We start from the raw sequence: 22,617 nt of genomic DNA, 5'->3' as shown, positions 1-22,617 counted from the left end.
AAATCGAATTACGCGAATTCTACCAGATGGCTAATCCGTGTATTTCGATTCAATATAAATGCCCCGCTAAGGAATTCGTGTGTATCAGCTCATCGAAGGAAACGAAATCCCTTTAATTTTTCTGAACAATTCAACAGCATACAGGTCGGTCATTCCCGAAACAAAATCAAGGATGGTCTGGATCTTTGAATAATCGTCTTCCGCCTTGGTTAAAAATTGTTTGGGGATCAGTTCGATCAGTTTCTCGTGGTATTTTGAATTGTTTTTTAAATAAGCCGGAACAAACTCTTCCAATAAACCGCCCATCACCTTGTAACCCGCAACTTCCTTCTGCACTACTGAGCTATAGTTGTAGATCTTTTTTACAGATACCTTTTCAATCGCCTTCATGGCAGATCGCAACGGTTCTTCGATCGCATTCATCAACGCCGAATTAAAATCGCCATTCATGATCTCATCCTGCTTGTCATAAAACAGGTTTGAACATTGATTTACCAGGGTATTTATTGCTATTGCCCTCAAATAGCCCACTTTGGCGTCAGTATCGTCAAATTCCTCCAATCGCTCCCCCATCCTGGGAATAGTACACAGGGGCATCAGCAAGGCCTTCACTTCTTCATAGGAGAGTATTTTAAGGCGATGAGCATCTTCCAGATCAACAACGTTGTAGCAAATGTCATCCGCGGCCTCAACAAGGTATACCAATGGGTGCCTTTTGTAAACAAGTTCATTATCCTCTACCCTGATCAAACCCAAATCTTGGGCTATCTTTTCAAAATCCTGTTGTTCAGAAGTAAAGAATCCATATTTCTTTCGATGGATTATACCCTTTCTATGCCCCGCTACAGATGAGCATGGATATTTTGCAATGGAAGCTATGGTTGAATAAGTTAACGCCAAACTCCCCCGGCCTTTACCGGCAAACGGATGTGTTAATAATCTTAAAGCATTGGCATTACCTTCAAAATGAGTCAGATCTTCCCATTGCTGTGGAGTAACAGTATCCTTATAACCATTGCCATCGCCTTCTGCAAAATAATGTGAGATGGCCGATTCGCCCGAATGGCCGAAAGCGGGGTTACCCAAATCATGGGCCAGGCAAGCTGCCGCTATCATATTACCGATCTCGCTGATAAGCGGATACTTCTTTTCTACTTCGGGATTTTCCTTAAGCATCCTGTTAAAATGCATACGGCCCAATGAGCGCCCTACACTGGCTACCTCTAAACTGTGCGTAAGGCGATTATGTACAAAAACGCTCCCCGGAAGAGGAAAAACCTGGGTTTTGTTCTGCAACCTTCTGAATGGAGACGAAAAAATTATCCTGTCGTAATCTTTCTGAAATTCCGATCGTGCATCGATATGGTTTGCAATATATTTATCCTCGTAACCCCAGCGTTTTGCCGATAATAGTTGATCCCAGTTCATTATAGTATGATGTGTATAGGGCGGCAAAAGTAGCCATTATACCGGAAAGAAATACAGGTTAATGATTTGGTTAAAGAAAATCATATCATCGCCATTCAGGCTGGTTTTAGGTTACTTACTTCAATAATTTATCAATCAATGAAGTCGCGTTCTTCTCAAAGTCGTCACTATACCCAACAATTATATTGGCTATCTTCCCTTCCTTATCAATAAAATACAAAGTAGGAAAACCGGTTACATGATATGATTTAACGGCATCACGTCCATTTATGTAGATAGGGTATTTGATATTGTAATTTTTTTGAAATTCAACAACAGCCTTTTTACTGTCACGTTCGGTTAAACTAACTATCGCCACGTTTTGATTTTTATACTTTTCGTGAATGCTATTAAGTGGTTTAAGAGAATACATACAACCAGAACAGCCAATGAAAAAATAATCGAGCAATATAACCTTACCCTTTAACTGGCTTAATGATTTCTTGCTGCCATCTGTAGCATCTAAAACCCAATCAGGAGCTATTGTTCCTGGCGCGAGTAATGGAACTTCTACCTCTTCCTTTTTTTTATGAAACCCATTCGGAATAACCAAATCATTTGCGCTAACCTCATCCTGATCAAACTTGTAATCAAAAAAAAGTCTCCTGCGTAAAAATTTGTAACTCCATTCCCAATGCCGGCACTTCTTGAGTACCGTTTAATGCTAATCGGTATCTCTGATGTTTTCCCGATAAATAAATGGATATAGGTATACAAGTGCTCTTTATTGACAACGGTATCACGAGTATTAACAATCAGGTGCGAACAAACTATTTTGTTTATAGCTGTATCTGCGCTCGTTGTTAATTTAGATGGCTTTCTCATTATAAAATCCTTAATCCAATTTAAATCAGTAAGAACGTTATGCACAATGACAGGCTGTAGTTCATCTATGCGATAAGAGCTGTCTGTCGGGTTTATTGTTATTAAATTTTTCCCGTTGTATAAACTTGTCAATGTTAAATTATCGGCTTTGTACAGAGTTGTTGTTTTATACAGGTAGCCTAAAGTTTTATCTTCAGGTGCATTTAATATAATATTTTCGGTTTGGTTTGTTACGGTATCGCTCGTGAAAAATTCCTTGACTCTGCTGGTAGATTGGTAGCTGAAATTTCTATGGCTCTTTAAATTATCAATGGTTTTTTGAACCAGGGCAACTTGTGCACATAAATTTCCACTGTATAAAGCAAGAATGATTAAGATGGATGCTTTAATAAATTTCCTAATGTTTGTGGGCATCATTTGTAATAGGTTTTAAGTTATCGTTATAACGCAAACCAATACAGCTTATTCTCTTAACGTTTAAATCCTTTATTTTTCAGTTTACACCACCTCAAAATGCTGCCGAAACTTCTCCTCTTCCAGATCAAGCAGGTCCAGTTGTTGCTTTACGATATCATCGCTGATGTTTTCCTTTTTGTTAAGGGTTAACAGCAGGGTGCGCTGCTGATTCATCACGTCATTTAAGATCATGCGGTAATCATGGTAAAAAGAATCAGCACGCTGTTCGCTATTTTCCTGCTCCCAATCCTTCAGGAGTTCCATATCTGCGCTCAGCCTCAGTTTAAATGCCTTAACCATATCATTCCCGGTCAGATGATCTGCATATTTATCTTCAAGTATTTGCAGAGCTAACTTTGATAATTTCTTCCTTACCAGTTGCTTTTGCTGCTCCGGCGAACCTATGTAATCACGATCAGGCATATTTACAAGCTTTACCAATATTGGCAAAGTAAGCCCCTGTACAACCAGGGTAAACATGATCACTACAAATGTGATAAACAAGATAAGGTTCCGCTGAGGGAAAGCTGCCCCCGAGGGTAAAAGCTCCGGAATACTTAAGGCTGCTGCTAACGAAACTACCCCTCGCATGCCCGCCCAGCCTAATAACAATGGTCCTTTCCAGCCCGGACTTGGGTCGGCTGTGGTGATGTAACGGCTGATAAATATGGTAAATATTGTAGCTCCATAGGTGCTGGCCAAACGGGCCACTATCAATACACCTGTTATAATCAAACTATAGTTTATTGCCGGTTTAAGTCCGTCAGGACCGAGGGCTTTTATAACTACCGGAAATTCTAACCCTATCAGTATAAACACAAAACCATTTAAAACAAAAGCTACTGTTTCCCAAACATTTATACCCTGCAACCTGCTACGATAGCTTAGTATCACATGCCTTTGTGATGAAAGGAACAATCCCCCGCTTACTACAGCCAATACTCCCGAAAAGTGAAATTCTTCCGCCGCCATATACATGGCATATGGTGTAATAAACGTAAGGATAATGTCAATGTTGGCCGTAGTTGGCAGCCATCGGTGTATGGTATAAAATATCAGCGCCACAGCCAAACCAATAACAACGCCCATCACAATAACCAATACAAAACTTAAAGCGGCCTGCCCAAAAGCAAATTTACCGGTAATCACCGCTGCAAGGGCAAATCTGAATATCACTAAACTCGATGCATCGTTCATGAGGCTTTCACCCTCAACAATAGCAATAAACCGCTTGGGTACTTTGATGTTTTTAAGAATACTGCTGGCCGATACGGCGTCGGGCGGCGAAATGATCCCTCCAAGCAGGAAACCCAGCGGCAAGGTAAAACCCGCTATAAGGCTATTGGATACAAAGGCTATTAGGCAGGAAGTTAAAATAACGATCAAAAACGCGAAGCTGGAGATCACCCGGCGCCATTTCCAGAAGTCTTTCCAGGAAGTATTCCAGGCCGATTCATATAGTAGAGGAGGCAGAAAGATCACGAAGATCAGGTCGGGTTGGATTTCGATGCCTTTTAAAAAAGGAACGAAGCCAAGCGGCAGGCCAACTAAAACCAGTAATATAGGATAAGCTATTTTGATTTTTTGCGCCAGCATTACCACAAAAAGGATAACGGCTAACAGGCAGGTACATTGAAGAATAACATGATGCAGCATGTAGCTAAAATACAATTATTCGGCGAGTAAAGTTTACCGGTGCTTGTATTAAGCACATTAAGAAAATCCGAACAAATAATAGTTTTTACTGTTCTGATAACATTGAGGTAATTTTTGAATAAAAAATTGAGACTCAAAAAGATAAAATCCTAAAAAACAGCAATAAAAAATAAAAATAAAGTCATTTTATATCAAAAAAAATACAAAGTCATTTCGATAGCTTCAAAAATTTTGGTAATTTCGCAATCATGGCGTCGACGATAAAAAAAATATTCTTTGCATTATTTTTTTTCCAGCTTGCATTAGCTGTAGCCCCTGCTAACGCCGAATCAATTTTAACGCACTACAAAAAATCAGGCCGGTCTGCCGATTTAATTTCCCTAACCCATCAAAGGATTATCGGCCAAATTCAGCAGCAGGAAGTACAGGATGATTCACCTGATTCTGATGGCAACGAAGCTGCCCATACCCGTAACGTTATCCGCTTTTTACCCAGCAGGGTAAACTACTCGTCGGCATTATTACCAGGCCAACAGCTTTTACTGGCCGATGTTATATCAACAACAGCAAAACAGCACAATCAGAATAAATCCATTAAGGGCTTTTTGCCTGCATATTATAATTTCCTTTTCAGGCTCAGTCCGTTCTGATCCTTTTTCCGTCTCAAATGCCTTTCGCGGCAAACCCCTGTTTTAAACAATCAAATTTAACATTGGCTAACAGTACGTGATATGCACTGCTTTGCCTATTACCCCCATTCGGAAAAAATGAAAAGGTTAATTATTTATATGCCCTTACTGGCCATAGTTGCCGGTATATTTGTCACGGGCTGCTCTTCAAAAGCTAAAACCAGCAGCGAAACTGCTGCTTCAGATACCCTTCAGCTACCTGTGCTTACCTTAAATACACGAGATACAGTTCTTCAAAAATCATATGTTGCCGATATTCAGGCGCAAAAAAATATCGAGATCCGCTCACGTGTTCGCGGCTTCCTCGAAAAAATATTTATTGACGAAGGCAAGCAGGTTAAAAAAGGCCAGCTGCTGTTTAAACTTAACGACCAGGAATTTAAAGTAAACCTATCAAAAGCTAAAGCAGCACTAAGTAACGCCATGGCCGATGCCAAGGCAACAGAACTTGAAGTAACACGGGTTAAACTACTGGTTGACAAGAAAGTAATTTCCAAATCAGAACTTGAAGTTGCCGAATCAAAAATGAATGCCGACAAGGCAACCATTGAAGAAGCCCGGTCCATGGTGCAAAGCGCCGAAGACCAATTGGCCTATACTTACATCCGTGCGCCGTTTGATGGCATCATCGACAGGATCCCGCTTAAATCGGGCAGTTTAATTGATGAGGGCACATTGCTTACCAGCCTTTCGGACATCAGCTCGATGTATGCTTATTTCAGTTTTCCCGAAAATGAATACCTGCAATATATCCGCAAAAAAGAATCTGCACCAGGCCAAACAAGCGATAAGGTTAAGCTGGTGTTAGCCGATGGGCTTGACTTCCCCTACCAGGGCGAAATAGAAACTGTAGAAGCCGAAATTGAGCAAAAAACAGGCTCTATCAACTTCAGGGCAAAGTTTCCCAATCCGAACAAGCTGTTAAGGCATGGCGCTACCGGTAAACTTTACATCTCAACTAAAGCTGATAGCGTGATCATGGTGCCACAGCAATCGGTATTTGATATCCAGGACAAAAGTTACGTATACATAGTTGACAAGAACAATAAACTGCACATGCAGGCATTTTTGCCGCAAACCCGTTTTTCTACCTATTACATTGTAAAAGACGGCTTGAAGGCTGGCGACAGGATCTTGTTTCAGGGAGCACAGAACGTACGTGACGGTATGATCATAAAACCACGGAAAATGGCAAAAGATTCATTACTGGCAATGAAGTAATCAATTGCCCATGTTTCCATTTCCTGCCGCGTAAACGCGCGGCACAGGTTTATTGTACACTTACCCTAACAAACTATGTTCGAAACTTTTATAAAGCGGCCAGTGCTGTCGCTTGTTATCTCATTGATAATTACCATGCTGGGTGTGCTGGCTTTGATAACACTGCCCGTTACACAATTCCCGGATATCGTGCCACCATCGGTAACTGTTACCGCTAATTACACCGGCGCCAATGCTGAGGTGTGTGCCAAAGCCGTGGCTACTCCGCTAGAGCGCGCTATCAACGGCGTTCCGGGCATGACCTACATGTCTACCGTTTGTAGTAACGACGGTTTGACAGTAATCCAGATCTATTTTAACGTGGGTATTGATCCCGACCAGGCTGCGGTGAACGTTCAAAACCGGGTAGCCACCATTATTGACGAAATGCCGGAAGAGGTTATTAAAGCCGGAGTTACTACAGAGAAAGAAGTAAACAGTATGCTGATGTACCTGAACATCATGAGCCAGGACACCAGCATGGACGAAAAGTTCATTTATAACTTCACGGATATCAACGTTTTACAGGAACTTAAGCGAATTGATGGTGTAGGCAGGGCCGAGATCATGGGCGCTAAAGAATACTCCATGCGTGTATGGCTTAAGCCCGACAGGATGATGGCCTACAAGGTATCAACCGATGAGGTAATAGATGCTATCCGTGCGCAAAACGTTGAAGCTGCACCGGGTAAAACCGGCCAAAGCTCGGATAAAACCCCGCAGATGCTGCAGTATGTATTGCGCTATCCGGGTAAATTTTTTGAACCTAAGCAATACGAAAACATTGTGATCCGCGCCGAAGAAGATGGCTCGGTATTAAGATTGAAAGAAATTGCTGATGTTGAATTTGGGTCGTTAACCTACAGTATGGTATCCAATACTGATGGCAAGCCTTCGGCATCAGTCATGATAAAACAACGTCCCGGCTCAAACGCCCGCGACGTTATCAATAACATCAAAACTCGCATGGCCGAGCTTAAAGAAAGCTCGTTCCCGGCCGGGATGACCTTTAACGTAAACTATGACGTATCCCGCTTTCTGGATGCATCTATACATGAAGTATTACGTACGCTGGTTGAGGCTTTCATATTGGTTTTCATTGTAGTATTTATTTTTTTACAGGATTTCCGGTCAACGTTGATCCCTGCTTTAGCAGTACCTGTGGCCCTTATTGGTTCACTGGCTTTTATGCAGATGCTGGGCTTCTCCATTAACCTGCTTACATTATTTGCATTAGTGTTAGCTATAGGTATCGTGGTGGATAACGCGATTGTTGTTGTGGAAGCCGTACACGTAAAGATGACCGAAAACCACATGAACGCCATGGATGCCACGATTAGCGCTATGCGCGAGATCAGCGGGGCAATTGTGGCCATTACCTTGGTAATGTCGGCTGTGTTTGTTCCGGTGGCCTTCATGTCGGGACCGGTTGGTGTGTTTTACCGGCAGTTTTCGCTTACGCTGGCTATCTCCATTGTGATATCGGGTGTAAACGCATTAACGCTTACTCCTGCCCTTTGTGCTATTATGCTCAAGCACAATCACGCACCCAAAAAGAAAAGCCTGATGCAGCGTTTTTTTGGTGGCTTTAATGATAAATACAATAGGTTACAAGGGAAGTATTCCACTTTCATGACCTATCTGTCGCCTCGTAAGGGAATTACCTTGATGCTACTGGCAGGCTTCTTCATACTAACCTGGGGTACCAGTGCTATTTTGCCAACGGGTTTTATCCCTACGGAAGATCAGGGTATGCTTTACGTAAACGTAACCACACCTGCCGGCGCAACGGTTGAACGTACCGAACAGGTTTTGAAAGAGATTGAAGCCAAAACCAAATCGATGAAATCTATCGAATCAGTTTCAACCCTTTCGGGCTATAGTTTGGTGAATGAGATAGCCGGTGCCTCATACGGTATGGCCATGATCAACCTTAAGCCATGGGACGAACGCAGTGAATCATTGGAGGATATCATTGCCGAGCTGACTGCCAAAACAAAGAATATCGGCGACGCCTCTATCCAGTTCTTCCCGCCACCTACTGTTCCTGGTTTTGGTAATGCCAGCGGTTTCGAGATCCGGGTACTTGACCGAAGTGGCCAGGGTGATTTACAAAAGGCTGCCGATGTTACCAAAAACTTTGTCGATGCGCTTAATGCTTCGCCAGAGATTGCGGGGGCATTTACCAGTTTCGACCCTAACTTTCCGCAGTATATGATCTCTGTTGACCAACAAACGGCGGCGCAAAAGGGTATTACTGTTGATAAGGCCATGTCGACCCTGCAAACACTGATGGGTAGTTTTTATGCTTCCAATTTTATAAGGTTCGGGCAAATGTATAAGGTGATGGTACAAGCCTCGCCCGAATACAGGTCGCGACCGGAAGATGTTTTAAACCTGCAGGTTAAGAATGATAAAGGCGAAATGGTGCCATTTTCTACGTTCATAAAAATGGAGAAAGTATTTGGCCCAGAGCAGCTTACCCGTTACAATATGTACACATCGGCCATGGTAACCGGTGATGCTGATAAAGGTTTCAGTAGCGGCGACGCGATTAAAGCCATTGAACGGATAGCTGCCGAAAAACTACCGAAAGGTTACGCCTTTGAATGGTCGGGTATGACGCGTGAGCAGATCCTGTCAGGCAACCAGGCTATTTATATTTTTGTGATCTGTTTAATATTCGTTTACCTGTTACTGGCTGCCCAGTATGAGAGCTTTTTGCTGCCGCTTCCGGTTATCCTATCATTACCTACCGGTATTTTCGGCGCATTCTTCTTTTTGAAGATAACCGGGCTCGAAAATAACATCTACGCCCAGGTAGCCCTGGTAATGCTAATTGGCTTGCTGGGTAAAAACGCCATCCTGATAGTTGAGTTTGCTATCCAAAGGCAAAAAGAAGGACTTACCGTTTTAAAAGCAGCTATTGAAGGCGCGGTTTCCCGTTTGCGGCCGATATTGATGACTTCCCTGGCGTTCATAGCCGGTTTGATCCCGCTTTGCGTGGCCAGCGGTGCGGGTGCCATGGGTAACCGCTCTATCGGTACGGCCGCTGCCGGAGGGATGCTGATGGGCACCATTTTCGGCTTGATCCTTATCCCTGGCTTATATGTCATCTTCGCCGGTTTAGCCGAACGGAATAAAAAGAACAAGTCGACCACAGAAGTAACTCATCATGAGCTCGATATCGTCAACAATTAATTAAGACCTGCAATGCTAAAAAAAGCAAATTTCTATATACTTAACACGACACTTTTGCTGGTGATCATGGCCGGCTGTAAAAGCTATAAACCGGTCACGGGCCAGGAAGTAGCCGATAATCTGCCGTCAACATTTAACAATAATACAGATACAGCCACCGTCGCAAGCCTGCCGGTAGCTCAGTTTTTTGCCGATCAAAGGCTCGTTAACCTGATTGACACTGCCCTTAAAGCAAATCCCGATCTGCTAAGCGCCCTGCAAAGGGTTGAGGCTGCACGGGCTAACATAAGATTCAACTCTTCAAAGCTATTACCTACCATAAACCTTGCTGCTAATGCCGGAGTTGAAAAATATGGCGATTACACGCAAAACGGCGTGGGTAATTATGATACCAATTTTTCAAATAACATCAATAGCGATCAGCATATCCCCAACCCGGTGCCTAACTATTTCCTGGGTTTTCAAAGCTCATGGGAGGTTGACCTTTGGGACAAGCTGAGCAACCAGAAAAAGGCCGCTTTCGCCCGCTTCCTGGCCAGTCAAAGCGGTTATCGTTTGGTTACAACCGCACTCACAGCCCAAATTGCGGGGCTTTATTACCAGTTGCTGGCTTATGATACCGAACAGGGCATCATTAAAAAGAACATCAAACTTCAGGAACACGCGCTGGAGATTGTTAAAATCCAAAAACTCGGTGGCCGTGCTACAGAGCTGGCAGTTCAGCAATTTGAGGCACAGCTATCCCGTACTAAAGGCCTGGAATATACCACCCGTCAACAAATCACCGAAACCGAGAACCAACTTCGTTTTTTAACCGGAAGCTATTCAGGGGTGGTAACACGGGATACTTCTATCATGAAAACCAAGTTACCTGTAGTGATTGGTACGGGTGTTCCTTCGCAAATGTTATTGAACCGGCCTGATATCCGTGGCGCTGAATTGGAACTTACCGCCATGAATGCCGACATTAAAGCAGCAAGAGCTAACTTTTTCCCTACCTTTACTTTAACTCCATATGTGGGATACAACAGTTTCAGGGCAAACCTGTTATTTGACCCGGCTTCGTTTACATATGGTATTTTAGGAGGCATCACCGCCCCTATCTTTAACCGCAAAGCTATCAAAGCCGAATATGAGCGGACCATTGCCGAACAGAAAATAGCGGTTTACAATTATCAAAAAAGTATCCTGTCAGGATTTCAGGAAGTGAAAAACAACCTGAGCGGGATAGAGAATTTCAACCGCGCTTTTGAGTTTAAACAGCAGGAGTTACAATCACTAAATAACGCCCTGTCTGTTGCCAACGATCTGTACCTTGTTGGGCGGGCTAATTACCTTGAAATAATAACAGCACAACGCAGCGTACTTGATGCCGAACTTGAACTGGCCGGTATTAAACGTAATATATTTTTAAGCTCGGTTAACTTATACCAGGCTGTAGGTGGCGGCTGGAGATAATAAAGACTTGACTTTAACAAAAATGGGTACTTATAACGGGTACCCATTTTTGTTATGTTGATTTCTGAAGCTTTTAAAAGCGTGGGAATGTGCGATTCCCGGTGTAGGGAGGGGGTTTCAGCAAGATGCCGGATCGTTGCCAAGTCGTATAAACCCCTCCCGCCACCGTACATCCTGCCGCACCCCTCCCAAGGGAGGGAATTAGGCTTCCACTTCACACCCGTCACAAATCCGTTACACAAATCAAATTACACCGCAACAATATTAACCAGTAGTATAAATTGCTTAATATAGTAGCTTTCGATGCTTGCCAAAGGAAGCATCAATTGACTGACTTATTACTTAAACAATTAACACAAATGATCAAACTTTTAAAGCATGCATTGATTGCCCCATCAATTGCTGCACTGGCTTTTAACGCCGCTGCCCAAACCGGCGCGCAACCCAGGCTCATTGAAAAAGTCACCCGCAAGGGAACTGAGCTGGTGATCCCTTATGAAAAGTATGTATTACCTAACGGCTTAACCGTTATTTTGGCCGAAGACCACTCCGACCCACTTGTTCACGTTGACATTACTTATCACGTAGGTTCGGCGCGCGAGGAGATCGGCAAATCAGGCTTCGCACATTTTTTTGAGCACATGATGTTCCAGGGATCGGACCATGTAGCCAATGGCGACCATTTCAAGATCATCACAGAAGCCGGCGGTACGCTAAACGGATCAACTAACCGCGACCGCACCAATTACTATGAAACAGTACCCGCTAATCAACTCGAAAAAATGCTCTGGCTTGAATCAGACCGAATGGGTTTCCTGCTTGATGCCGTTACACAACAAAAATTTGAGGTTCAGCGTGCAACTGTAAAAAACGAACGCGGGCAGAATTATGATAACCGTCCGTACGGTTTAGTTGGTCAGTATGCTTCTAAAACACTTTACCCATACGGTCACCCCTATTCATGGCTCACCATCGGCTATATCGAGGAGTTGAACAAAGTAGGTGTTAACGACCTTAAAAACTTTTTCCTGAGATGGTATGGCCCTAACAACGCCACGCTCACCATTGGCGGAGACCTTAACGCTAAACAAACATTAGCCTGGGTAAGCAAATATTTCGGCGGCATCCCAAGAGGCCCAATGGTAAAAAACATGTCGTTACCGGCACCGGTATTAAAAGCCGACAGGTATGTATCCTATACTGATAACTACGCCAAATTCCCATTATTGTCTGTGAGCTATCCTGGCGTTAAAATCTACGACAAGGATATGTCGCCGCTTGATGCTTTATCAGCCATTATTGGCCAGGGCCGTAACTCTATATTTTATAAAAACTTTGTAAAAACCCGCAAGGCGGCGCAGGCTACCATGAGTTCGTCAAATACCGAACTAGCCGGCGAGATCAGCATGCGGGTTATTCCATTCCCTGGTCAAACTTTAGCTGAGGCAAAAAAATTGGTAGATGAATCGTTGACCGAGTTTGAGAAAAAAGGTGTGAGCGATGATGACCTGGCCCGTTTTAAAGCCACTGCCGAAGCCGATTATATCAACAGCTTATCGAGCGTAAGCGGTAAAGTATCCGAACTGGCGCAGGCGCAAACCTTTACCGGTAACCCTAACCAGATCGGCCGTGAACTGGCAGCCATCCGCGCGGTTACTAAAGAGGATGTTATGCGCGTTTATAACCAATACATTAAAGGCAAACCTGCAGTTATATTAAGTGTGCTGCCTAAAGGCGGTAACCTGCAGCCGGTTGCACCCGATAACTTTACTATTGACACAACAGGTTACAAAGCACCTGATTATGGTTACAATGGTTTAACTTATCATAAACCTAAAGATAGTTTCGACCGTGCTGTAAAACCTGGTGTAGGCCCTAATCCAGCTATTAAAGTACCAGTTATTTGGTCTGCAAATACGCCAAATGGTATCAATATCATCGGTACCCAAAATAACGAGATCCCATCGGTATCTATGTCGATATCCATTAAAGGTGGCGGCTTGTTTGCCATCAATGATCCGTCAAAGGCGGGTTTGGCAGGCATTGTGGGGCGCATGATGAATGAAGAAACGCAGAAGTACACTGCCGAGGACTTTAACTCCGAGCTGGACAAACTGGGCAGCAGCATCACTTTCTACGCCAGTTTAGATCAGATTAGCGCCGAAGTATCGTCGCTCACCAAAAACCTGGGCAAAACCATGTCACTGCTCGAAGAAAGGCTATATCATCCTAAATTCACCCAGGATGCACTTGACAGGATCAAGAAACAAACGTTGGAAGGTTTTAAACAAGCTAAAACCCAACCCGCAGGCGTAGCCAGCACAGTTTACAGCAAAATCCTTTACGGTACCGATAATGTGCGCACTTACGCTGCCGGCGGCAATGAAGAAACTGTTGCGGCTATAACTTTACAGGACGTTCAGGATTATTACGATAAAAACTTTTCACCGTCATTAACTAAAATTGTTGTGGTGGGCGATGTTAGCGAGACATCTGCAAAAAAGGCGCTTGCTTTCTTAAACACCTGGAAAGATAAAAAGATAACCGTGCCTGCCCCGGTTGAAGGCAAAACGTTTGATAAAACAACCTTGTACCTCGTTGACATCCCGGGCGCCGCACAATCCGAAATCCGTATTGGTTATCTCGACAAACTTAACTACGACCCTACAGGTGATTATTACAAACTGAATATCGCCAACTACATTTTAGGAGGTGCTTTCAATAGTCACATCAACCTTAACTTACGTGAAAAGAGAGGCTGGACTTACGGCGCCCGGTCATCTTTCAGTTCAGGCAAATATGGCGGCGATTTTACAGCCTCGGCCGGTGTGCTGGCAACCGCAACCGATAGCTCGGTGGTTGAGTTCATGAAGGAGATCACCAATTATCAAAAAACAGGTATCACGCCCGAAGAGTTAAAATTTACACAAACCTCCATAGGTCAAAGTGATGCCCGCCGCTATGAAACCAATGCGCAAAAAGCGGCATTTTTATCACGCATACAGGAGTATGATCTTAAACCTACTTTTGTTGATGAGCAAAACAAGATCTTATCAACCATCACTCCTGCCGAAATTACCAGCCTGGCTTCAAAATACCTCAACCCCGAAAACATGATCATCCTGGTTGTTGGCGATAAGGCCAGGATTTATCCTGGTTTGCAAAAATTGGGGTATCCTATTGTTGAACTTGATGCTGATGGCAAGCCAAAGCAATAAGTTAACGTAACAGCAAGTAAATAAGAGCCTTTATGCCGGCAACAGCATAAAGGCTTTTTGCATTGAAAATCAAAATGTTAAACAAAATATTGGGGGCCGAAAATTCTATTCACAATGCAATTCTGCAACTGAAAAGTTACTATTCAAAACCCATTTATTAACATTGATTTAACTTAAATTGAACACATAAAGTTCAATTTTGAATTAAGTTTTTATCGGCACAAAAGGTGCTGTTTCGTTGGGTTCAGGTTTTATTTCTGCCAGAAAGATAAATGAGTATTGTAAAGGGATTTTTTGGGCAAAAGAATAACACTACCGCTTCAGCAGAAAATGTTGATCTGGATGTTCTCTTCAAAGAATATTACGACAGACTGGTATACTTCTCGCTCCAACTGATAAAAGATAAAGACCAGGCCGAAGATCTTGTGCAGGACGCTTTCATTAAATACTGGAACCAGCGCGAAAGTGTAATGCAGGATAAGATCGCCATAAAAAACTTTCTGTACAGTACAGTCCGCAACGCAAGCTTAAATACCATCAGACACAGTAAAGTTGTTGAAGCATACATTCAGTATCAAGGCAATAAAGAACCGGAAGAAGCGCCGGTAATTGAAGCCATCATCACGGCCGAAGCTGTAGCCGAAATTCACGCCGCATTATATTCCCTACCTGAAAGCCACCGCACCATATCTATAATGGGCTATTTTGATGGTAAAAAGAACCAGGAAATTGCCGATGAACTGGATATGTCGGTAAATACCGTCAAAAACAAAAGCAACGCGCCCTTGAACTGATGCGAGTAAAACTTTCGCCCGAAATGTTTACTGCTTTTATAGCGCTTGGTTTAAGCTTTTTTAAGCGGTAATCTTCCTCCTGCTGCTATATTAACCTCCCTCTTCTTTAACACGAGGCACCTACGGAGCCAAAATATATCTCTGATTTTGTCTACAAACACGTTACTCCTACGGAGTTTGGAAAAACTACGTGTCTCGTCCTAAAAAAGTTTATCGACTTTGAGATAATACTGTTGTGTATTTACAGTATGTATACAAAACTCCGTAGGAGTAACGTGTTTGTAGACATAATGCACAACGTTTCGGCTACGTAGGTGCCTCGTATTTGCGCTTTATTTCAAACGCAATTTTCCATCACTCAAAAAAAATTAAAAAATATGCACCTGCCTTTATCCACTTTCAAAACAAAGGTGTCTTTATGTACGAAAAGGAAAAATGAATAATTACGACCCATACTTTGACCTGGGCCAGCTGATCGCAAAATATATGCGAAACGAACTGAGCGAACAGGAAAAACTCCAGCTTGACCAATGGCTCCAGGCTGACGCCAGCAATCAGGAATTATTCAAAAAGTTAACCGACGAACACCAGCTCAATAATGAACTGGAAACTTTTTCGGCAACTAATAAAGCCAAAGCATGGCAAAATATCGCCAAAGGCACAGGGTTTAAACGTAAAAGCAGCAACTTACTATGGATAGGATACGCAGCCGCTGTTATTTTGCTGGCCGCATTAACCATTACTCTAAACAAACGCCGCCCTTCAGATCAGCCGCAAAATCTCGTCAATCAGTATAAGGATATCCCGCCGGGAACAAACAAAGCAGTGCTTACGCTTGCTGATGGCTCAACTATAGTTTTGGACAGCGCCAAACACGGCCAAATTGCAAGTCAGCAACATGCAGTAATTAAAGAAGATGAAAACGGCAAGGTAGTTTATGAAGCTACTGATAATGCCCAAAGCCCAACAGCCCCCGCTCCTGCCGAAGCCATTGCTATGAATATGCTGGCTACCCCACGCGGCGGCCAATACCAGATTGTTTTGCCCGATGGTACAAAAGTCTGGTTAAACGCGGCATCATCAATAAAATATCCAACTGCCTTTACCGGCAACGAACGCAGGGTTGAGCTTACCGGCGAAGCTTATTTTGAGGTAAGCAAAGACCCTTCAAAACCATTCAATGTAAAAACCGCAAGCCAAACAGTTACTGTTTTGGGCACACATTTCAACATAAACAGCTACACCGACGAAGGTGCAACTAAAACCACCCTGCTTGAGGGCAGTGTGCGGGTTACCAATAATGCCGGCCAGTCGGTTAAAATAAAACCCGGTGAACAGGCCATCAATATATCAAACAGCATTAATATCACTGAGAATGCCAATGTTGACGAAGCTGTGGCCTGGAAAAACGGAAAATTTGTTTTCAGCAATACCGATCTGCAAACCATTATGCGCCAGCTGTCCCGCTGGTATGATGTAGATGTGGAATACCAGGGCAAAACAGCACAAAAACATTACATGGGGCGTATATCGCGCAATGTACCTGTATCACAAATATTTGAAATTCTAAAAACAAGTGGCTTAAACTTCACAATTAACGGGAGGAAGATTATAGTAAAATCATAACAAGATCCAATATGCAGTAAACGGCAAGGCCGGTTTACCAAATTTGGCCCATAAAAAAACCGAAAGTGTTGCAACCACTTCCGGCTATATTTTCGGGCGAACATAATCCAAATCATATCGACTAAATACTTTTTAAACTAATCAACCCAAAACAAAAATATGGATTTTTCTACATTTCCTGTGCCTGTACACAACGATGGCCGGGTAAATAAATTCAAAAACGCCACCAAAGGTTTTTTCCGGATAAGCCCGGATACAAAAAGAAAATTTATTATGCGGATTAAGCTTATCGCCGTCCTGTTATTTGCAGTTTGCATGCATCTCAGCGCTAAAAGTTTCAGCCAAAACATCACTTTAGCCGAAAAGAACAGCAGTCTCCAAACAGTACTAAACAAAATTGAGCAGCAAAGCGGTTACGACATTTTTATGCAAACCGAACTGCTTGCAGGCAGCAACAAGGTATCGTTAAATGTAAAAAACGAAGCCTTAACAAAAGTGCTTGACAGGGTGTTTAAAGGCCAGCCTGTTACTTATGCTATTGTAGGCCATACTATTGTAGTAAAAGAAAAAAACACACAGGCATCTGCAAACTCAGCAAACGCGCCGGCCTCCTTGTACACCGGTAAAGTTATTGACGCAACTACTAAAGAACCACTTATCGGCGCTTCAGTTGGTGTTAAAGGTGGCGGCAAAGCTACCTCAACCAGCCTGAACGGTACTTTCAAATTAAACCTTGAAAATGGTGATGGCACTGTGTTGGTTATTTCCTACATCGGTTATATCACCAAAGAAATTACGCTTTCGGGCACTAACAATCTTGGTGAAATTGAGCTTAAATCAAGCGCAAGCTCAATGCACGAAGTTGTAGTAACCGGCGACGTAGCTATTGACCGTAAAACACCTGTTGCTGTAACAACCTTAAATCAGCGTTTTATTGAAGAAAAACTGGGCAACCAGGATATTCCGCAATTATTGAGCGTTGTACCGGGTGTAATGGCCACCCAGGGTGATGGCGGCTATGGCGATTCGCGCATAAACATCCGCGGTTTCAACAGCGGATCAAAAAAAGGTAACGTTGCTTTAACCATTAACGGCATCCCTGTTAATGACATGGAGAATGGTTCATTGTACTGGTCGGATTTTTCGGGCCTTACTGATGTTACTACTTCATTACAATTACAACGCGGCTTAGGTGCGTCAAAAATCATTGTGCCTTCTTTTGGTGGTACCATCAACATCACTACCCGCGGTACCGAGACCGAAAAAGGTGGCTATATTTCGCAGGGCATCGGTAGCGATGGCTATGAAAAAACAGCCGTTCTGTTATCAACCGGCCTGGATAAAAATGGCTGGGCAGCAACCTTCCAAGGCAGCAGGACTCAAGGTCGTGGTAATGCCGATGGCTTAAACTTTTTAGGTTATAACTACTTCTTTAACATATCAAAACAGCTTACACCAAACCAAACATTATCGCTTTCGGTAATGGGTGCTAACCAAACGCACGGCCAAAGGCCGGATGAGCTGATCTCCGACTGGCAAAACGCACCTCAGGGCATCCGCTGGAACTATGAGCTGGGTGTTAAGGATGGCAAACAGATCAATCCTTATAACAACAACTTCAGCAAGCCATTATTCTCTTTAAACCATGAGTGGAATATCAATGGCAGCTCAAGCTTATCAACTGTATTTTACGCAACTTACGGTACAGGTGGTGGTGGCGGCATCCAGGGCGAAGCGCCAAGGATAAGCAACCTTTATTCGCCATATGACTATACGGCAGCCGAAAAAGCAAACTTTGCTAATCCGGATGGTTCTGCAAGCACTTACTTCTACTCATCACATAATGACCATACCTGGTATGGCGTAAGAAGTACCTACCGTACCGAGTTAAGCAAATCAATCAACCTATCGGCTGGTGTCGACTTAAGATCATACAAAGGCACTCACTATAAAACAGTAACCGATTTATTAGGTGCCGATTATGTTTACGATCCGTTTACTTCGGCCAGTAACCTTGGCAGCCGTTCGGGCGATATCAACAACCCTGAGCATCGTGCTATTGTTGGCGATAAAATTGGTTATTATAACAAAGACAACGTAATATCGGGCGGCGCGTTTGCTCAGGCCGAATATTCAAAAGATGATTTCTCGGCCTTTGTAACCGTTACAGGAACCGGTACCGGCAACAAACGTACCGACTATTATAACTACCTGAACAGCGATCCGAACCAAACCAGCAAATACGTAAACTTCTTTAACTACCAGGCTAAAGGCGGTGCAAACTACAACATCAATGATGCCATGAACGTGTTTGCCAACGTAGGTTACATGACCAAACCGCCTTACTTTGACAACATATTCCAAAAGTTCACCAACAATATCAACCCAAGTTCAGTATCTGAAAAACTGTTGAGCTATGAGCTGGGTTATGGCCTTAAACTGGCGCACTTCAGTGCTAAATTAAACGCCTACAGAACTCAATATAACGACGAATCATTTGCTACCGCTTACTTTGATCAGGCTACCAACCAGCTTTATACAGTGAACGTTGCCGGTGTTGACGAATTGCACCAGGGCCTTGAACTTGAAATGAAATTAAAGCCTATTAAAGAGATCACTTTAAACGGCATGTTATCATACGGCGACTGGCATTACACCAATGATGCAGGCCCGTCTACCGTTTATAACTCGCAACAGCAGGCTGTAAAAACAGTTAACAAAGTTTACCTGAAAGATATTAAAGTGGGCGATGCTGCACAAACTACAGCGGCTTTAGGTGCTGATATAGATGTATTGCCTGATCTGACTATCGGCGGTAATTACTTTTACTATGGCAACTACTATTCAGACTTCAACTTTGCAAATGCGGGGCAGCCGAATATGCACCCATACAAATTGCCGAACTACTCTATCTGGAACCTTAACGGTGTGTTCAGGTTTAAAATTGCAGGTTTAAATGCTGTATTAATTGGCAACGTAAACAACCTGCTTAACACCAAATATATAGCCGACTCGTATGACGCTAACCTAACCGGCAATGCAGCCAGCACATTGGTTTACTACGGCTTAGGCAGAACGTTTGTAACCAGTTTAAAAATTAAATTTTAATAAAACTTTTAAGTAATTAAAATGAAAAAGATATTTTATTTATTAGCCTTTACAGCTTTGTTTTTTACGGCATGTCAAAAACAGCCTGTAATCCCTGATTCGGCTCCTAAACATACCCCGGCACTTACGCTAACACTATTGCCTGCCGATTATAAATTACTGGATGCAACTATCTACGCATCAACAAGCAATAACTTTGCTTCGGATGCCGACGCCAAGCTATATGTACCGCAGATCTTAGCTGCAAAATACCCGCGGGTTGATGACAAATCAACAGCCGACGTAACGTTTGCTATAGGTACGCCAAAAATCACCTTAGCAGATAGCGTTTATAAAGATGTTGCCTATACCCTCACCAATGCCGATTATTTACTGTTACCAGGCAACAAGTATACCGATTTTAGTGCTGCGCAGATATTGTCATGGTTGCCTTACGGCCCTAAAACACAAAACCCGGTGCCAAATCAACTGGCGGTATTAACATTTAACTATTACTCGGGCACTACAACGGTACAAACATTTTCATACCTGTACCTGAATGGCGCATGGCAGCAAATTTATATGCTTACTCCGGCTCAATATGCTTCGGTAGGCAGGTCAAGCTACAACCAGTTCACCTCTGCCGATGATGCCAGCCTTACAGCTTATATCAATGGGATATTAAAGGCTGATATAGCGCTTATGGCAACTGCCAAAACCGGCGACGTTAAATATGTGAGCTTTAATTATTACAGTGCAAGCAAGGTTACAAGCCAAAGGGTCATTGCACTTGCGTTTGATGGCAACAACTGGATTACCGGTTCAACAGCCGAAACGTTATCGTTTGAAAGGAATAACAGCAAATGGCTGCTTAACAGCGCTATCAGCTATACTTTGGTTAAAGATGACTATACCTATATCGGTACGCAAACTACAGCCGGCACCGCTGCTGCAAGGGCTAACGTTGCGCAATACCCTGATTTTAACATTAGTGCCGCTACTGACGCTACTTTCTGGAGCGATGCTGATCTGAACGCCGCCCTTAGCGCTGTGTTAGTTGAAAAATATAAGGCCACAGCTAACCCGGGCCAGAAATATATTGTGACCTATACGGTTTACAGTTTCGGAAAAACTTCCAATACTTCTAAAACGTTCACTTACAACGGCAACGACTTTGTAATTGCGCAATAATCTTACACGCAGGAGCATGTGAATTGCATGCTCCTGTGTTCTGTTTCCCCTAAATCTTTCCGGTTTTAAAATTAGCGCAGCGTAACCGCATTGGCTGTGCTTTGTATTTATCTGTCATAAAAAACAACGATTATGAAAATCAACAACCTGCTAATCGGCCTGGGTTTGACCTTAACCTTTGCCGGATGTTCAAAAAGACCTCAAAAACTCGCCTACCCCACCAAAAAACGGCGATACTACGGTAACAACGCCCCCTGCTCCAGTTCCTTATACCATTACCGAGGATTTTGAACAGGGAAGTAAAACTGCCTATGCAGCGGCAGATGTAAGCCTGAGTACAGGCAGCTGGAATTTTAACGATGCACTAATAGGTAATCTTGCCGCCGACCTGAAAGATGGCAGTAAATCGGTAAGGATCCGTACCGGGGATATCACCATGAATTTTGATATCAATGGCCTTAAAACTTTGTATATAAAACACGGCAAATATGGTACCGATGCCACATCGACATGGCAGTTGCTGATGTCGACCGACGGAGGAGCGAATTACACCCAGGTAGGCGCAGATATTACCGAAACCAATACAACACTGGTAACCGACTCATTTAAAGTTAGCGTTACAGGCAAAGTCAGGTTCGAGATTAAAAAAGCAGGTACAACCCGCATCAATATTGATGATATTACCTTTAAAGGTACCGGCGATCCGGGTATAACCATTGGTACACCAGATACCGGCAGCGGCGATACAGCCGGAGGCTCAAGTGCATCAACTCCGCGTGATGTTACTGCCGGTGCTGATGCGCCCCCCACAAGCGGCGATAACAGTAACCTGCTTTTCGGCAACCCATCAAACGCGCTTTCTACACTGGCCTCAATGGATAACTATCTGATAGACCAGAAATACTATGTAGAGTCATATAACGCAACCAAAGGCGAGCCAAACTGGGTTAGCTGGCACCTTGATGCTACCAATACAACCAATGCTACCAGTCGCCTTGATAATTTTGCAGGCTGGAGCGGCTTGCCGGCAACATGGTACCAGGTAGAGAGCAACAGCTACTCGGGCAGCGGGTTTGACAGGGGGCATAATTGCCCTTCGGCCGACCGTACCAGCTCAACTGATGCTAACTCATCAACTTTCCTCATGACCAACATGATACCGCAGGCGCCTCAAAACAATCAGCAAACCTGGGCAAACCTTGAAAATTATTTGCGCGAGCAGGTAGTTGCCGGTAACGAGGTTTATATTATTATGGGCAGCTATGGCACCGGGGGTATCGGAACAAACGGTGCCGCCAGCACAATTAACAGCGGTCACGTAAACGTACCAAGCAACGTTTGGAAAGTTGCCCTCATCATTCCAAAAGGTGACGGTGATGTTGCAAGGGTTACCGCTTCAACAAGGGTTATAGCGGTAAACACGCCTAATATCAACACCATCAATTCTGACTGGACTAAGTACATTACTACCATCAAGGATATTGAAACCGCAACAGGCTATACTCTGCTATCAAGCCTGCCTGCTTCAGTTAGGACAGCACTTGAAGTTAAGGTAGATACCGGCGCTTCAGGATCTTAAAAGCCAATAATTTGAAAAAAAGAAGCCGGAGGTACTACCTTCGGCTTTTTGTTGATATTTTTGAAGTGTTCAACTTTTTAAAAACGGGTGTTCAGCTTTTTTAAATTCGT

General features: G+C 43.4%; 14 protein-coding genes. 10 read left to right on the top strand and 4 right to left on the bottom strand.

The genetic code is table 11. From position 1 onward, the window contains the following. Positions 1-84: 84 nt before the first annotated feature. The 4 genes from ACEN9X_RS24270 to ACEN9X_RS24255 form a co-directional block, all read right to left on the bottom strand. Positions 85-1,428: a deoxyguanosinetriphosphate triphosphohydrolase gene (locus ACEN9X_RS24270; protein WP_413667582.1), complete on the bottom strand. Its 1,344-nt coding sequence runs from the start codon at positions 1,426-1,428 to the stop codon at positions 85-87. A 115-nt stretch (positions 1,429-1,543) separates the two neighbouring features. Then, entirely contained in the window at positions 1,544-2,020 is a 477-nt protein-coding gene (locus tag ACEN9X_RS24265; RefSeq protein ID WP_413667581.1) for a peroxiredoxin family protein, read from the bottom strand. Continuing rightward, positions 1,978-2,709 (bottom strand): hypothetical protein, encoded by a 732-nt coding sequence (locus ACEN9X_RS24260; protein WP_413667580.1) that lies wholly within the window; start codon positions 2,707-2,709, stop codon positions 1,978-1,980. The genes ACEN9X_RS24265 and ACEN9X_RS24260 overlap by 43 nt, the downstream gene beginning before the upstream one ends. Positions 2,710-2,790: 81 nt before the next feature. After that, on the bottom strand, positions 2,791-4,404 hold the full coding sequence (locus ACEN9X_RS24255; RefSeq protein ID WP_413667579.1) for a Na+/H+ antiporter: 1,614 nt from the start codon (positions 4,402-4,404) through the stop codon (positions 2,791-2,793). A 248-nt stretch (positions 4,405-4,652) separates the two neighbouring features. Here ACEN9X_RS24255 and ACEN9X_RS24250 point away from each other — a divergent pair, with 248 nt between their 5' ends. The 10 genes from ACEN9X_RS24250 to ACEN9X_RS24205 all read left to right on the top strand — a co-directional run bounded on the left by ACEN9X_RS24250 (position 4,653) and on the right by ACEN9X_RS24205 (position 22,507). Further along, positions 4,653-5,054 (top strand): hypothetical protein, encoded by a 402-nt coding sequence (locus ACEN9X_RS24250; protein WP_413667578.1) that lies wholly within the window; start codon positions 4,653-4,655, stop codon positions 5,052-5,054. 117 nt (positions 5,055-5,171) lie between these two features. Beyond that, positions 5,172-6,314 carry an efflux RND transporter periplasmic adaptor subunit gene (locus ACEN9X_RS24245; RefSeq protein ID WP_413667577.1) on the top strand — a complete coding sequence of 381 codons (1,143 nt, stop codon included), beginning with the start codon at positions 5,172-5,174 and terminating at the stop codon, positions 6,312-6,314. A 75-nt stretch (positions 6,315-6,389) separates the two neighbouring features. Next, on the top strand, positions 6,390-9,554 hold the full coding sequence (locus tag ACEN9X_RS24240) for an efflux RND transporter permease subunit (RefSeq protein WP_413667576.1): 3,165 nt from the start codon (positions 6,390-6,392) through the stop codon (positions 9,552-9,554). A 12-nt stretch (positions 9,555-9,566) separates the two neighbouring features. After that, entirely contained in the window at positions 9,567-11,012 is a 1,446-nt protein-coding gene (locus tag ACEN9X_RS24235; protein WP_413667575.1) for a TolC family protein, read from the top strand. A gap of 359 nt (positions 11,013-11,371) precedes the next feature. Then, positions 11,372-14,230 (top strand): M16 family metallopeptidase, encoded by a 2,859-nt coding sequence (locus ACEN9X_RS24230; protein WP_413667574.1) that lies wholly within the window; start codon positions 11,372-11,374, stop codon positions 14,228-14,230. 272 nt (positions 14,231-14,502) lie between these two features. Then, on the top strand, positions 14,503-15,024 hold the full coding sequence (locus ACEN9X_RS24225) for an RNA polymerase sigma-70 factor (RefSeq protein ID WP_413667573.1): 522 nt from the start codon (positions 14,503-14,505) through the stop codon (positions 15,022-15,024). Positions 15,025-15,459: 435 nt separating this feature from the next. After that, positions 15,460-16,650 (top strand): FecR domain-containing protein, encoded by a 1,191-nt coding sequence (locus ACEN9X_RS24220; RefSeq protein ID WP_413667572.1) that lies wholly within the window; start codon positions 15,460-15,462, stop codon positions 16,648-16,650. Between the two features lie 159 nt (positions 16,651-16,809). Further along, positions 16,810-19,758, top strand: a complete 2,949-nt coding sequence (locus tag ACEN9X_RS24215; protein WP_413667571.1) for a TonB-dependent receptor domain-containing protein — start codon at positions 16,810-16,812, stop codon at positions 19,756-19,758. 21 nt (positions 19,759-19,779) lie between these two features. Beyond that, positions 19,780-20,928, top strand: coding sequence for a hypothetical protein (locus ACEN9X_RS24210; protein ID WP_413667570.1), 1,149 nt, complete (start codon positions 19,780-19,782; stop codon positions 20,926-20,928). 178 nt (positions 20,929-21,106) lie between these two features. Beyond that, entirely contained in the window at positions 21,107-22,507 is a 1,401-nt protein-coding gene (locus ACEN9X_RS24205) for a DNA/RNA non-specific endonuclease (RefSeq protein WP_413667569.1), read from the top strand. The last annotated feature ends 110 nt before the right edge of the window (positions 22,508-22,617 follow it).

It is taken from the genome of Mucilaginibacter sp. Mucisp86 (assembly GCF_047324315.1).
Lineage (GTDB): Bacteria > Bacteroidota > Bacteroidia > Sphingobacteriales > Sphingobacteriaceae > Mucilaginibacter.
This window is presented reverse-complemented; position numbering and strand designations above follow the sequence as displayed.